Here is a 16,509-nt window from a genome sequence, read left to right on the forward strand (position 1 = left end):
GCATAATACAATTTGATATTAGCCTAATTGTAGACATCTAAAATTAAAAGTCTATTAACTGATAGCCTACTAGTACCTTAGCTAACCTCAACCCTGCGGCGAAGTTCCAGTGAGTTTGAAATCCTTGATCCAGTTTAAAAAGACATCTACAGGCATTGGTTTAGCAATAAAATATCCTTGAGCTATATCACAATCCAACTCACTGAGCTTATTCCATTGCGCCTGCGTTTCAACACCTTCAGCAACAACTTTTTTCCCAAGATCATGGGCAAGGTCAATGGTTGACTTCACTATCATTAATGATTCTTTACTTGTTAACATTGCACTTACAAAGGATTGATCAATTTTGAGGAATTGGATAGGTAATCTTTGAAGATAACTTAAAGAAGAGTAGCCAGTACCAAAATCATCGATGCTTAAATCGATACCTTCTTCACGGATGAGTTGTAGTACTTTTAAAGCTTGCTGGGCATCATCCATAATTGAACTTTCGGTCACCTCAATCTCTAAAAGTCCCGTGCCTATACTCCACCTAGTTCTCAAGTGATGTATCCGCTCGACTAGGTCAATCTCATGCAGATTGCGTGCAGAAAGGTTGATTGCTATAGGCATTATGAATCCATTACGCTCCCAGTCATGTATCAACTGCACCGCGGTATTCATGACCCATTGGGTTAATGGCTTAATCAAGCCAATTTGCTCCGCAAGGGTAATAAATTCATATGGTGGGATCAATCCTCTTTCAGGGTGATTCCATCGAATCAGTCCCTCTACGCTACAAACTTGTCCAGTATCAAATGCTACTTTTGGCTGTAAGTAAAGCTCAAACTCTGTGTGATCTATGGCATGTCTGAGCTCTGCAGCCAATGCTGAGCGATGTGGCTTGTCTGAGTCCTGATTGTGATCAAACACAAAGTATCGTGCTCCTTTCTTCTTTGCAAGGCGAACAGCTAAGTCCACATGTCTATATAAGTCATGTGTAGTTAAGCCATGCTCAGGGAATATTGCAATGCCTATTTTTGCCGATATATCTAGGGGAATGTTTGATATAAAAATGGGTTGAACCAACACATTTTCAAGTTGATTTGCCAGATTGACCGTTTCCGCAGACGAACTATTTTTTAATAAAATTGCAAATTCATCGCCTCGAAGTCTTGCAATACAATCAGAATCTTTAACGACAAATTTTAAACGATTAGCAAACTCTTTTAGCACTTGGTCACCTCGGCCAAATCCCAGTGCATCATTAATTTCACTTAACTTCTCAATATTGATTTGCAAGAGAGAGAATGATTGATCTAAGGTCATTGAAGATTCAATTGCCTCAATCAACAACTGGGTAAATTGGGTTTCATTTGGCAATCCTGTCAATGCATCAAAATGGGTTATTTTATGTAGCGCCAGCTCTGCTAACTTTCTATCTGTGATGTCAGAAATCAACACATAATAGCCATGAACATCCACCGTAGGAACATAGCTGACCATCTGCCACACATTTGGAAAAGGCTGCCAATCATAGCTAACTGATTTACCCAACAATGCTTGAACTATATTGGGAGCAGCAATCGCATAACGATCGTTTCCAAGCACTTCACTTACGGTTAAACCTTCTATACTTTTATATTCTGGAGCGAATTGATTAAGGTACTTTTGATTAGCGTAGATATAACGCTCACTAGCATCCACATAAGCGATTAATGCTGGAACATTGTCTGTAACACTTCGTAGTTTTTCTTCGCTTGCGTGCAACTCAAATGTTCGCTCTTGGATTTTTTTCTCAAGTTGATCATTTTGTTCCTGAATTGACTTCTCGGCTTGGCGTTCCAAGGTCACGTCTCGGAAAACCAGCACCACTCCACTGATGTTTCCTGATAAATCGATAATGGGGGCGGCGCTATCTGCAATCGGATACATGTTACCGTTGCGCTGGATGAGTATCGTGTGATCTTCTAAATTCTGAACTTTTCGTGTTGTTATTGCTTTTGCTATAGGAATCAAAGCAGGTTGCCCTGTTGATTCATTGATGATGTTAAAGACATCTTCAATAGGATGTCCTTTAGCCTCAGAAAATTGCCAACCAGTCAGCTTTTCTGAGACTGAATTCATATGGGTAATACGCCCCTCCGTGTCTGTTGCTAATACACCATCTCCAATGGAATGGAGCGTTGTAGAAAGCTTGTTTTCGCTTTCCGCCAATTTTTTACGACTTAAATAAATTTCCTTAAGTTGTCTTCGAATCAATAGAAAACTAAAAATCAAAAGTATTACAAGTGCAGTGCCGACAACTACTCCTGATCTAAGAGTCAACTCTCTGGAGTGCTCTTGTTTGACAAGGCGCAGGTTCAGTAGTTGTCTTTCCTCTTGCTCCATATCAAGTAACAACTTATACATTCGATCCCGTGTCTCTTGCAATTGGGTAGCCGCAATATAGGCAGTTGCAGCTTCCTTGCCTTGAGTTTTCATCAGCAATATCATGCGACTTGATATTACCAAACGTTGATCAATCACTTCACGCAGCTGATGCCAAAGTAACTGCTGACGAGGGTTGTCAATGGTAGCTTGTTTGATTAAATGTAACGATTCTTCCCTAGATTGAATGCGTTTATCACGATCGGTGATGTGTTTTTTATCACCCGTAATTCTGTAACTTTGAGTGTTTAGTTCAATTAGATAAGTATCAGACTTGGCTTGCTCAACGTTGCTGAGCACTTCGTAAGTGTGCTGAACCATTTTCATAGCCATTGTTGCATTTTTAGATAGTTGCAAGGTAATAGCAATAAGCACAATTACAACTAGACAGGCTACGGCAAACACCGATAGCAATTTACTATGAAATGAATAATAGTTTTTCAACGCTATTTGTTCATTAGATGATTGGTCAAGAGCGCTTTACTTCGAGATTTAGTGTGGTGAACTTGAGGTTGTGATATTTTCATACTGAAAAGCTGCCTGAACATAGTTGCTACCTCCGTAAAAGGATAATTTTCGTTCAATACCGCTTTTAGCGTAAATCGCTGACGGTACATTTAACGAGGCAGGTTCAGGACCTCAGAATATGGTGCCGGGTTCAGTGGGCAGCCACAACAGTATTAGTCAAATAATTCACTAATTATGTATCAATATACCTGATGTAGATAAAAATTTAAACCGTAAAAAGAATTGATCTTACAGCTTAATTTCAAAGTTAAGAGTTTCATTAGCATGCACAAGAATAGTCATTAGTTCATTCAATTTTAGATTTTGGTCGCTTGCTCTTTAACGCAACAGCTTCATTGTGGCATCTTCTCCAATCTGCTCTAACTGCGATGCGAAAATTCTAAAATATCACCCTCTAAATCTCTTGCAATGAAAAATATAAAGAATACTATTATCGAAACATTAACGAATAAAAAATGGGGAAATATGATGGGTAATGTTCATGAGGAAGAATATAAGGCGTTAAGACTGGAAGCTACTATGCGTCTTGACCAGCTTCAATATCCACATATGGATACATTACCTACTGATGTTCCAGGCTTGCTACATGATTTACAAGTACACAAAATTGAATTGGAAATGCAGAATGATCAGTTGCAGAGGGCTAATTTAGCACTGGAAGAATCTAGTCAGCGTTACAGAGATCGCTATGATTTTGCCCCCATTGGTTACTTCTCTATTAGTGATCAAGGTTTAATCACTGAGTTCAATCGCAAAGCTGCTTCAATGTTTGGCTTAAAGCATAATAAGCTTAATCAATACCGCTTTGCACAATTTGTTGACGACAGTGATAAAAGCCGCTGGCAGGACTTATTTTTAGGGATAAAAAAACAAGAGCACGGTGAAGAGCTACTTTGTGACGTTAAATTAATCAACATTGATGGTATAAGTTTCCATGCAAGTATCAATTGCCTGCGGATGAATGATGATGTTAAAACAGAGATATTACGCCTAGCTGTCATTGATATTACTGATAAAAAAGTGGCTATAGAAAAGCAGCAAGCCTTAGACGAACAGCATCAGGAAATATTAGACTCATCCATGAATGGCTTTTGGATAGTAGATTTAAATGGCCGATTTTTAGAGGTAAATGCTACTTACTGCAAAATGAGCGGTTATGCCCTAACTGAACTTTTGACCATGAAAATTTCTGATATTGAAGCGATTGAATCTGTTAGAGATACCGTGACACATATCAAAAAAGTGATCTCAATCGGTCAGGATCAATTTGAATCAAAACATCGACGTAAAGATGGAAGCTTATTTGATGTCAGAATAAAAGCTCAGATTATGCATAGTGAAGGTGGTCGACTCGCAGTTTTCTTGCAGGATATCTCATCAATTAAGGCGATTACCGAACAAGTAGAGGCGCTGCAACAAGAGCAACAAGTGATGGAAGGAACAACACAGCAGTTGCAGACTGCACTTGATTCTGAGCGTAGTTTAAGTGTTGCTGTTGGCATTGTTATGGGGCAGCAGCAGGTTGGTAAAGATGCCGCCATGAAGTTGTTACGTAAAAGAGCGCGTGACCAAAATCTGAAATTGAATGATCTTGCAACTATCCTCGTCTGCGCTCGGGAAACCTTAAATTTCGAAATTAAACTATAAATCCCATTCTTTTCAAGAGTTCTATTTTTAAAGGCATCGTATATCGTTATATGCATTAGTGCCTTGTTTGATTAACAACACTATTGTGGATGCCCACTGAACTCGGCACCATCACCCTGAGGTCCTGAACTTGCCTCGTTAAAAATACCGTCAGCGATTTACGCTAACAGCGGTATTAGACGAAAATTTTCCTTTAATGGAAGGTGGCAACTATGTTCAGGCAGCTTTTTAGTTTTTCTGCTTTTTTCAGCCCAATCTCCTTTTCCACACGACTCAACAGAGTTGGTGTGTTTCTTCGCTCTAAATTCGCAGCTGTATCCTCCGGATTATTACTTACGCCCATACCCAGAAGTATCCCAAGCCATTTAAACACGCTCTTATCACTAAGCATAATGAAGCTAAGTTTTACCGCTTTGTATAAAAACAAACTTATCTAACGAAAGTAGAAAATCATGAAAATCAATATGCCAATCACGAACACTGAAATTATCTTTGATGATAGTCAGTTTATGCTAACAAAAACAGATACTAAGGGTGTTATCACCTATGCTAACCAAGATTTTATAAAAGTCAGTGGATTCAGTGAGTCTGAACTTGTAGGTTCAAGTCACAACATGGTGCGTCATCCAGATATGCCTACAGAGGCATTTGAGGATATGTGGCGAAATCTAAAAGCTAATAAACCATGGACTGGAATGGTTAAGAACCGAACTAAGACGGGTGATTTTTATTGGGTTATCGCCAATGCTGCACCTATTATTGAAAATGGTCAGGTTACCGGCTATCTTTCAGCCCGCAGGAAACCCAGCCGAGAGCAAGTGAAACAAGCAACAGACGCTTACCATCAGTTTAAATCTGGTAATGCTAACGGAATGCAAATAAGCGAAGGTCTAGTTGTAAAAAACACCCTCTTAAACAGACTGAGAAATAAAACCCATAATATTAGCCTGTCGCAACGATTGACAGGGCTTGTAGCACTGGCATCGCTATCCATGGCTTTGCAAGCCGGATTGACAATATATATAGATGCGGCCAACAAATTATGGTTTATATACGGCATACCAGCGGTCACTGCATTGTTATTATTTTGGCTAGTCAGCAAGTTAACTTCATCGATCAAAATCCCATTAAAAACATCGATGCAAATGTTTGAACAAATCGCAGCTAATAAATTGGATTCTGATATTGAAGTTCAAGGGAATAATGAAGTCAGCCAACTCTTACGCGGCATCAAGGCGATGCAAACCTTGCTTAGTGCTAACGAGAATGCAGAAAAAGAGTTAGCATTTAAAGTAAAAGAACAGTCTACTCAATATGAGAACCAGTTAGCCGCAATCAATAAATCTACTGGTGTGATTGAATTTAGCATGGACGGCCAAGTCATCGCGGCCAATGAAATCTTCTTGAATGCACTCGGCTACAGTCGAGAGGAAGCTATAGGGCAGCAACACAGCACTTTTGTCGAACCAGAATATAAAACCAGTGCGGAATACAAAGCGTTTTGGCAGAAACTCAATAGTGGAGAGTCTATTTCAGGCCAATTTTTACGCCTTGGCAAAGGCGGCAAAGAAATCTGGCTTGACGCTTCATACAACCCGATTTTAGGCGTTACAGGCAAGCCATACAAAGTAGTCAAATATGCAACCGATATTACCGAACAAAAACTTAAAAATGCCGACTTTGAAGGGCAGATCAGCGCGATTGGTAAATCTCAAGGCGTGATAGAAATCAGTTTGAGCGGCATGATTATTAAAGTCAACCAAGTGTATCTTGACATGTTAGGTTACAAAGAGGCCGAACTACTTGGCAAGCACGTCAGCATGGTACTAGACCCAACTTTCGCCAAGAGCGATGCCTATAAAACACTATGGGATAAGCTGGTCAATGGCGGTACAGATTCAGGTCAATACAAACGGATTGCTAAAGATGGTAAAGAAGTCTGGATACAAGCCTCTTACAACCCAATCTACGACCTGAAAGGTAAACCATTTAAAGTCGTCAATTACACCATGGATATCACCGCACAAAAACTGCAAGCAGCCGATAATGCTGGGCAAATTTCGGGTATCCAAAAAACACAAGGCGTAGTTGAGTTTGACCTCACAGGTAAAATTCTGTCAGTCAACGACATCTTTGTAAGTATGTCTGGCTACACCGAAAATCAAATCGTTGGTAATCATCACAGCATGTTTGTAGAGCCTGCTTATCGTAACAGCCATGAGTACAAAGCATTCTGGGAGTCACTCGCCCGAGGTGAGGCGCAAGTTGGTCAATTCAAGCGCATTGGTAAAGGCAGCACGGTAGTTTGGATGCAAGCGATTTACAACCCGATTCTAGATATGAATGGTAAACCTTTTAAAGTGGTGAAATATGCCACAGACATCACAGAGCAACACAATAGCGTAGAAACACTCGCCAACGCTGTAGAAGAGACTCAAGGTATCATTGAAAGTGCAAAATCTGGTGATTTAAGAAGCCGTGTGTCATTAGATGGCAAAACAGGTGCGATTGCCAGCCTTTGCCATGGTGTGAATGCCCTCATGGATAAAATGACCGAAGTCATAGTTCAGGTACGAGAAGCCGGTGAAACCATCAATACTGCCGCAGGTGAAATATCATCTGGTAATAATGACCTATCACAACGCACAGAGCAACAAGCCTCAAGCTTAGAAGAAACCGCAGCCAGCATGGAAGAGCTCGCTTCAACCGTTAAACAAAATGCTGAGAACGCTAAACAAGCCAACCAGCTTGCTGTCTCCGCTTCAGGAGTCGCAGTTAAAGGTGGTGAAGTAGTCGGTCAAGTCGTTAGCACCATGAGTGCCATCAACAGCAGTGCTAAAAAGATTGAAGACATTATTTCAGTCATTGACGGTATAGCCTTCCAAACCAACATTCTTGCTCTAAATGCTGCTGTTGAGGCGGCCCGTGCAGGTGAGCAAGGTCGAGGCTTTGCCGTAGTGGCAGGTGAAGTACGTAACTTAGCGCAACGATCAGCTAGTGCAGCAAAAGAGATTAAAGAACTCATCACTGATTCAGTAAGTAAAACAGCCGAAGGTACTACCCAAGTAGAACAAGCTGGTAAAACCATGCAAGAGATTGTGTCATCAGTACAACGGGTGACTGACATCATGGCTGAAATTACAGCCGCATCTGTAGAACAAAGTACGGGTATAGATCAGGTCAACCAAGCCGTCACAAGTATGGACGAAGTAACGCAACAAAATGCTGCCTTAGTAGAGGAAGCAGCAGCCGCAGCTGAATCACTAGTCGATCAAGCGGTCGGTCTGATGGACGTTGTAAGTGCTTTTCAATTAAACAGAAGCGCTTCGATTTCTGCACCTAAATCTGCAAGTAAAAATACAGTGCGTTTAGTCTCATCAAGTCCAATGGCTAGGTTAGCGCCAAATAAGATGGTCGCAAGTGCAGGTAAAGCAAATGAAGATTGGGCGGAATTTTAATACAGAGAAAGGTCAATGAGTGCTAGTTTTCAACAAGTGCAATAGCATGTTGTTGACTTGCACTCTTATATATTTTCCAACTAATTAACTATAAGTAATAAAATAATCGACATATTTTAATTGGCCTAATGAGAGCTATGTGGTGAATACAAAAAATCAATTAGTATCACCGTCATCGGAAAAGCCTACCGAAGTCGATCAGAAGTCAAAAAGAGTTTTTCCCATTGTTGGAATTGGTGCTTCAGCTGGCGGTTTAGAGGCTTTTGAAGATTTTTTCCGTCACTGCGATCCCGATATAGGGCTTGCATTTGTTTTAGTGCCTCATCTTGATCCTAGCCATGTGAGCATGCTCACCGAAATCTTACAACGCAGCACTAAAATGCCTGTGATAGAGGCGCAAGATCAGACTAAGGTTGAAGCTAACCGCGTGTATATCATCCCGCCAAATCGTGAAATGGCGATCATTCACGGCAAGTTGCAACTGAGTGTACCAACAGTTTCTCATGGGCAGCGTATGCCGATAGATGGTTTTTTAAGATCACTGGCTGAAGACCAAAATGAAAATGCGATAGGTATCATTCTTTCAGGCACTGGCAGTGATGGCACCTTGGGTTTGCGTGCTGTTTATGGCGCAGGCGGCAATTGCTTTGTACAAGAGCCAGCGACAGCTAAATATGATGGTATGCCAACCAGTGCAATTAAAGCGGGTTATGTAACAAAAGTTTTACCCGTCGCAAACATGCCTGAAGCGCTGCAAGCCGGTGCTAACTCCTTCAATATACTCAGTGAGATAAACACCGAAACTAAGAAAACCCATGGGGTTAGTCATATTTTGATGCAGTTGCGCACTATCACTGGGCATGACTTTTCGCTTTACAAACAAAGCACTGTGATTCGACGTATCGAACGACGCATGTTAAAGCACGATATTACAGATATTGAAATTTATGCGCGTTATTTGAAAGAGTTTCCAGCTGAAGCACATATTCTATTCAAAGAATTACTCATCAATGTCACCAGTTTCTTTCGCGATACAGAAGCTTTTCTGGTGTTAGAAAATGATGTTTTGCCGCAGCTATGCTTAAACAAGTCTGATGAAGATAATTTCCGTGTTTGGGTGCCTGGTTGCGCTTCTGGTGAAGAAGCATATTCAATTGCTATTTTACTTAGCGAGCTGATGGATAAAACCCAACAAAATTTCAAAGTACAGATTTATGCTAGCGATCTGGATGATGATGCCATTGCAACGGCCAGAGCAGGCTTATACCCAATTAACATCAGTCAAGATCTCACACCAGAACGCTTACGCCGCTTTTTTACTAAAGAAATAACTGGCTATAAAGTTAAAAAAGAGATTCGTGACATGGTGGTTTTCGCGATTCAAAACGTCATTAAAGACCCCCCATTTACCAAACTTGATTTACTCTCATGCCGTAACCTGATGATTTATCTCGGCGCAGAGTTACAAAATAGGCTAATGCCAACATTTCATTACGCACTAAAACCTAATGGGGTGTTGATGGTGTCACCATCAGAGGGAATTGGTAGCTTTACCTCGTTATTTTCACCGATTAGTCGCAAGTGGAAAATCTACCGTGCTATACATAATCTGAGTTCACCAACCTCAAGATTTAATATTCCGACCAAAGTTCCTACAACAAATGACAGCAAGACACCTGAGAAAGCGATAAAACAACCTATGGAAAATAGTTTGGCTGAAATAAGCCGTCGTCTGTTGATGCAATACTTTGCTCCGGCATCTGTATTTACCGACCTAAAAGGCAATATTCTTTATGTACATGGTGATACGGGAAAATATCTGCGTCCTGCTCAGGGACAAGCTAGTTTAAATGTCATTGAAATGGCACGCGAGGGTATGGAAATACAGCTACGTGCAGCTATCCACTCGGCAAGCATCGAAAATAAGCCAACACTCAATCATGAAATGCAAGTCAAGACCAATGGTGGTTTTACCACGGTTAGTTTAAGTGTACGACAAGTTAACTATGGTTCAGCTGATAAGCAGGCATTTCTATTGGTGAGCTTTCAGGATGTAGTGACGCCTTCTAATCAAACAAAACGTAAGGTTTCTAGCAAGCCGGAAGAGCTAAAACGCTTAGAGGAGCTTGAAAATGATTTGTTATACCTAAAAGAAAACCACCAAGTTCTCATCGAAGAGCAGCAAGCTACCAACGAAGAGCTTAAGTCCGCCAACGAAGAGCTACAATCGACCAATGAGGAAATGCAGTCTAGCAACGAAGAGTTAGAAACCTCGAAAGAAGAGTTGCAGTCGATTAATGAGGAGCTCATTACGGTCAATTCTGAGCTGCAGACAAAAATGGATCAGTTGTCTGAAATGCAGAGCGATATGAAGAATCTATTGGAAAGCACAGATATTGGTATCGTTTTTTTAGATGAACACTTAATGATTCGCAGCTTTACTCGGGAAGCAGTTCGCATCTATCGATTAGTACCATCGGATATAGGCAGACCACTTTCTGATATTCGATCCATTTCTGACCAAGCTGACAATCTTATCGAGGCAGCTAAAAACGTATTGGACTCACTGATTCCTTTTGAAACCGAGTTACATGTTCTCAATAACTGGATATTGGTGCGCATTCAGCCTTACCGCACTACAGACAACTTTATTAATGGCGTTGTTTTAACCTTTACTGACATCACGGCCCGTATTAAGAGTGCTACTACCCAAGAAGCACTAGACTTGGCCGAGGGCATCGTTAACACTGTACGTGAACCACTGATAGTACTAGATGCCAAAATGAATGTGATTTCCATTAATACTGCTTTTGAAACAAGCTTTCAAGTGAGTCGAGAAGATGCCATTGGCAGAAAAATTTATCAGTTGGGAAACTTTCAGTGGGATATACCTGCCTTACGTAAATTACTAGAAGAGTTATTAATTACCAGCGACTCTATAGACGACTACGTAGTACATCACGACTTTCCTGGAATTGGCCACAAAACTATTCGAATTAAGGCACGCCGCTTAGTAACCAAGATGATTGAAACACAGTTGATATTACTGTCATTTGAGATCAATTAATCTGTACTTAATACATATCCGGGCTCGCTCTAAAAGTAGACGCATCACTTTAAACTTTACAAGTGTTTGCAATGTGTCTAGATTCTGATTATTAAGGTCAGTTAGCTACAAATGAAAAGTTACTAAAGTAGTGGTCGATGTCATATTTCTAGCAGTAAGTGAAGTTCAACTGTGTGCTATTTACAGTGAATTTTAATTCGTATCGCAATAACTGACCTGATGTAAGCCTTGAGTGATGATTACATTTTGTAACTAATACTAATCCCAGTGAACTTTTTAACTTAATGCATTTCCATTTTAGGAAGCGAGTTTATTGCTGCTGTAGCATTAACCTTAGGTAAACTGATTTCATCACTAAGCACATTTGCGGCTTCGTTAAGTAAAATATCTTTACTGTTCTTTCTTATCTTTTCAATTTCTAACTCTCGATTTAGGTTACGTTCGTTAACTTGGAGCCCATCATCATGTAGAGCATCATTCGTTGGAGAGTCACTGGTTTTTTCCCGTGATGCCAAACGTTTGTCTTGCACTTCACGTTCTTTACGACGTTGAGCCTCATTTAATGAGATTAGATTTTTGTCTAGTTGATTTTTGTACTCCGTAATATCTTCTTGTAAATACTGAAAATCTTTGTCTTTGCTAATACGTGAATTATGGTTAGCGATAAGTTTAGGAATAACAGATTTTAAATCGCCTGCTGAGGTAAATTCAGCCGACTTAATTTGTGACCAAGGTAAAGGATTGTCATAACTTGACTCCCCCGAATTATCTAGATCGGTGATGGTTGGAAGGCTGATATCAGGTGTCACTCCTCGCAACTGAGTTGTGCCGCCGTTGATGCGAAAAAATTGTGCAACCGTCATCTTAAGTTCGCCAAATTTAGGCTTATCATTTTTAACAAGTTGATCCAGATTTACTACAGATTGAACGGTACCTTTACCAAAGCTCTGTTCTCCAATAATGACGCCACGACCATAATCTTGTATTGCAGCGGCGAAAATTTCAGAGGCTGATGCAGAGCCACGGTTAATTAGAATGCCCAGTGGACCATCCCAGAGCGCGCCTTTTCTTGTATCGCTATCAACTTTTATCACCCCTTTATCATTACGCTCTTGTAGTACGGGGCCTTTATTGATAAACAACCCTGTTAATTCAATCGCTTCATCTAGTGAGCCACCGCCATTGTTACGTAAATCGACTAATACACTGTCAACCTTGTCCTTTTTAAGCTCTTCCAATAGAAGCGATACGTCTCTAGTGGCACTTTTAAAAGTCTTATCACCATTTTGGCGGGCTTCAAAATCTTGATAAAAAACAGGCAGGCTAATCACGCCAATCTGATGTGTTACGCCATTATCTGTCACCTTAATGATAGATTTTTTAGCGGCTTGTTGTTCTAGGCTGATCTTTTTTCTAGTAAGTGCGATCAACTTATGTTGACTATCAGTACCTGCTTTTACAGGCAAAATGTCTAGAACTACCACAGAGTTCTCTGCGCCACGAATGAGAGCAACGGTATCATCAAGACGCCAACCCATGACATCTGTAACAGCGCCATTAGCACCTTGACCAACGCCTACAATTCGATCTCCTACTTCAAGTTTTCCTGAAAGTGCAGCAGGGCTGCCAACTACCAACTCTCGAATAGTTGTGTATTCGTCTTTATCCTGCAATACAGCGCCAATCCCAACTAATGATAGTTTCATAGAGATGTCAAAGTCGTCCGACTGCTGAATCCCAAAGTAGTTAGTATGCGGATCAATGGTCATTGTGTAAGCGTTCATAAAGCTTTGGAACACGTCATCACTCTTGAATTTCGCATTACTTTTTAAGTTATTTTCGTATCGTTTATCTAAGGTGTCGATGATGCTCTTATCGTTTTTACCTGCTAGTTTAAGGCGAAGCCAATCATTTTTAACGCGCTTACGCCAAATATCATTCATCTCGTCTTGAGATTTTGCCCATGGAGATTTCTCGCGCGTTAATTGGTAACTCTCATCTACTTTAAAATCAAAGCCTTTTTTGAGTAAAGAGCGAGCATAAGTGATGCGATCAACGATGCGCTGCTGGTACAGATTGAAAATTTCAAAGGGAATGGATAGATCTTCTTTTAATATGGCGTCATCTAGCATTGTCCGAAATGTAGATAACTGATCAACATCAGACTGTAAGAAAAAGATCTTTTGTGCATCCAACGACTTGATATAAGCATCGAATATCTTAGAGGAGCTTGTATCGTCAAGTAACACAGGCTTGTAGTGATATCGAGTCAACACTTCAGCAGACAAATGAGCCGCTTGAGATTGTTGCTGCGTTGGAGCTAATAAAGGAACCGTTTGAGTCGCATTCGATTGGGCTGCTTGCACTGATATTAAACAACCAAACAGTAAGCAGAGCAATTTGTTCTTCATTCATATTCCTGACATTAATTTTTAAAATTTAAATATAACTTCATTAAAATTACTGGGATAGTGCAATTTTCTGTACTTTACTCTAGACCGATTAACTCATGAATAGTTTAATTACGTTTCTTATAGCATATTTAAGAGCATAAGAAGATGTATCAATAGATACTGTTGTTATAAATGCAGGCTATAGCTTTTTTAGTAGTAGTTTTAAATTGCAGCAAACTTACAGCTACGAATTTAATGATACATTCACCACTCTTAATTCGCTTAGTTAAAAGAAGGCCATAGCCTTTCTAGTAGGTTTGGGCTTTTCATTTTATCTATCCACCAAGTTAATCCAGCGCCCACTTCTTCAGTGCGCCATGCTAGGTAGACGGGTTCAGGTTTGCGGGGCTCTTCCACTTCTTTTATGACTAATAAGCCAGATGCGATTGCTTGGCGTGCAATGGCTTCAGGTAAGAAGCCAAAGCCCATGCCCGCTAATTGATATTCATATTTTGCGCGCATATTAGATACTGCCAAGGTATTTTGTCCGAAAAGCAAGCCTACGGTTCTGGGTTGCATTTTTCTAACGGAATCGCTGACGGTGATTGCGAGGTGCTGACTAAGGTCGGCTTTGCTTAGCGGGCTGGCAATGCCGGCTAGTGGGTGGTTTGGCGACACAGCAAACACAAAGTCCATATAGCCGATGAGGTGCGAGTGATAGCCGCCACCAGAAGGACCTTCACCAGCCGCTCCAACGAGTAAGTCTACCCGCCTATCAAGTAGCGCTTCCCATGTACCTGATAGCGTTTCTTGCGAGAATTTCAATCTCGTTAGGTCAGCAACCTTGCAAAACTCAGTGACATCATGAATCAATGAGGTTGGAGAGAATACTGAGTCCATCCCTATCGTCAGTTCAGTTTCCCAACCTGATGCGACTCTTCTTACTCTATGCTCTAAATCACTGGCTGCTTTTAGTAAGTGGCGACCTTCTTTTAGTAGTTCACTTCCTGCTTTGGTAATAGCAACTTTAGGGCCTAGGCGCTCAAAGACCTGCACGCCTAAGTCTTGCTCTAGTTTACTCACAGTATATGAAATTGTTGATGGTACTTTATATAGCTCATTTCCCGCTGCTGCAAAAGATCCTAGACGATCAATGGCATCCAATATCAGTAGGGCATCTAAGCTAATTCTAAACATTCGATTTTTTCGATGATAGGTTGCTATTTTTTCCGTTTTTCATTCCGCATCTTCCAGTTCATACTGCACACATGCTTAGTAAATAAGATTAATTAGACAATAATTATATTCTAATTTATTGATGATTTTGTAAAAACTTAAAAGGAGATGACCATGTTAGACATTCATAAAAATAGTAGCCGCGGTGCCGCAGACCATGGTTGGTTGCAATCAAACCATTCATTCTCATTCGGGCATTATTACAATCCAGAAGCCCTGGGATTTGGGCCATTGCTTGTGATTAATGAGGATCGTGTTCAGGCTGGTAAGGGCTTTGGAACACACGGACATGAAGATATGGAGATTATCACTTATGTGTTAAGTGGTTCTTTAGAGCATAAAGATAGCATGGGCACTGGCTCAGTCATTCAATACGGTGACGTGCAAAGAATGAGCGCTGGTACTGGTGTGCGCCACAGTGAGTTTAATCACTCAAGTTCTGAGCGTGTCCATTTTTTACAAATTTGGATTGAGCCGAATGTTAAAGGCATTGCGCCTAGCTATGAAGAGAAACATTTTGATACGGCATCTAAAGTTGGTAGCTTGCGTTTAATTGGTTCGCCAGATGGTAAAGATGGCTCTGTGCTCATTCATCAAGACGCTTACCTCTATGCTTCAATTTTGAATACAGCAGATCAAGAAGTACAACATAACTTAAAAGCAGGACGTAGTGCTTATGTGCATGTGATTCGTGGGCAGCTTGATGTGAATGGCAATACCTTAAAAACGGGTGATGCCTTAAAAATTAAAGATATTTCTTTAATTTCGTTTGCAAATGCACATGAGGTCGAATTTCTTTTATTCGACTTACCTTATTAACAAATTTTTTAAAACTTTAGGAGTAATACTATGAAAACAGAAGCAATTTTAATTATTGGCGCAGCGGGTAATAATGGCGTGGCGACATTAGAGTCGCTCATTCAAAAGAATGATGCTCAGTACGCCATTCGTGCGGGCGTGAGAAATGTGGAGAAGGGTCAGCAGCTTCAGCAGCAATATCCATCAATTGAAGCTGTTGTGATTAACTTGGATGCGCCAGCAACGCTAGCTGCTGCTTTTGAAGGCGTAACGAAAGTGTTCATCATTCCAGGTAATGTTGAAAACCGCGCACAGCATGCAAAAAATGCCATTGACGCTGCCGTTGCCGCTGGTTCAGTCAAACAGGTTGTGCTTTACTCTGTGGTAGGCGCCGAGTGGGAAGCCATCTTGTTTGCACGCCAATTCCGTGAAGCGGAGAAGTATCTTGAAGCTTCAGGTTTGCCATGGACGCATTTGCGCACCATATGGTTTCAAGAAAACTTTCTGGGCTGGGCTGATGGTGTAAAGCAGGGTGCGTTTTACTTTGGTGTTAGGGAAGGTCAATTTGCTCCGCTTAACGTTAAAGACATTGGTGAAATTGCGGCCAACATCCTAACGACTAGCGGCCATGAGCGAAAAGCGTATAACGTGACTGGCCCAGAGTTGCTTTCTGGTCAGAATATTGCAGATACATTCAGTCATATTACTGGACGAAATGTGGCCTATGTGTCACCAGATGAAAACACCACCTTGCAGTCTTTACTGGGTGCGGGTTGGCCAGAATGGCAGGCAAAAGGCGCGCTAGAGTTATTTGAGGTGTTCGCGTCAAATCAAGCTGCGGTTGTTAGTCCAGATGGTGAGGCATTATTAGGGCGGCCATTAACTAAGTTAGCTGATTATTTAGAAAGCAATAAAACTGCATTTGTTTAATGATTGTTTAATCGAAAACCAAGATGCTTTGATATGTTCATCA

General features: G+C 40.8%; 8 protein-coding genes. 5 read left to right on the forward strand and 3 right to left on the reverse strand.

The window, feature by feature from the left end; genetic code table 11:
• Positions 1–87: 87 nt before the first annotated feature.
• Positions 88–2,853 carry an EAL domain-containing protein gene (locus tag M301_RS04410; protein ID WP_041359354.1) on the reverse strand — a complete coding sequence of 922 codons (2,766 nt, stop codon included), beginning with the start codon at positions 2,851–2,853 and terminating at the stop codon, positions 88–90.
• A 492-nt stretch (positions 2,854–3,345) separates the two neighbouring features.
• Between M301_RS04410 and M301_RS04415 the strand changes: the two genes are divergently transcribed.
• The 3 genes from M301_RS04415 (at position 3,346) to M301_RS04430 (ending at position 11,109) form a co-directional block, all read left to right on the forward strand.
• Positions 3,346–4,584, forward strand: a complete 1,239-nt coding sequence (locus M301_RS04415; RefSeq protein WP_013147555.1) for a PAS domain S-box protein — start codon at positions 3,346–3,348, stop codon at positions 4,582–4,584.
• Positions 4,585–5,036: 452 nt separating this feature from the next.
• Positions 5,037–8,042, forward strand: a complete 3,006-nt coding sequence (locus tag M301_RS14760; protein WP_013147556.1) for a PAS domain S-box protein — start codon at positions 5,037–5,039, stop codon at positions 8,040–8,042.
• A 142-nt stretch (positions 8,043–8,184) separates the two neighbouring features.
• Entirely contained in the window at positions 8,185–11,109 is a 2,925-nt protein-coding gene (locus M301_RS04430) for a chemotaxis protein CheB (protein ID WP_148218576.1), read from the forward strand.
• Between the two features lie 281 nt (positions 11,110–11,390).
• Here M301_RS04430 and M301_RS04435 read toward each other — a convergent pair whose 3' ends face one another.
• Both M301_RS04435 and M301_RS04440 read right to left on the reverse strand, forming a co-directional pair.
• Positions 11,391–13,520, reverse strand: a complete 2,130-nt coding sequence (locus tag M301_RS04435) for a carboxy terminal-processing peptidase (RefSeq protein WP_013147558.1) — start codon at positions 13,518–13,520, stop codon at positions 11,391–11,393.
• Between the two features lie 264 nt (positions 13,521–13,784).
• Positions 13,785–14,699 (reverse strand): LysR family transcriptional regulator, encoded by a 915-nt coding sequence (locus M301_RS04440; protein WP_013147559.1) that lies wholly within the window; start codon positions 14,697–14,699, stop codon positions 13,785–13,787.
• A gap of 153 nt (positions 14,700–14,852) precedes the next feature.
• Here M301_RS04440 and M301_RS04445 point away from each other — a divergent pair, with 153 nt between their 5' ends.
• Together M301_RS04445 and M301_RS04450 are read left to right on the forward strand one after the other, a co-directional pair.
• Positions 14,853–15,557: a pirin family protein gene (locus tag M301_RS04445; RefSeq protein ID WP_013147560.1), complete on the forward strand. Its 705-nt coding sequence runs from the start codon at positions 14,853–14,855 to the stop codon at positions 15,555–15,557.
• A gap of 30 nt (positions 15,558–15,587) precedes the next feature.
• Positions 15,588–16,466 (forward strand): SDR family oxidoreductase, encoded by an 879-nt coding sequence (locus M301_RS04450; protein WP_013147561.1) that lies wholly within the window; start codon positions 15,588–15,590, stop codon positions 16,464–16,466.
• The last annotated feature ends 43 nt before the right edge of the window (positions 16,467–16,509 follow it).

The organism is Methylotenera versatilis 301, assembly GCF_000093025.1.
GTDB lineage: Bacteria > Pseudomonadota > Gammaproteobacteria > Burkholderiales > Methylophilaceae > Methylotenera > Methylotenera versatilis.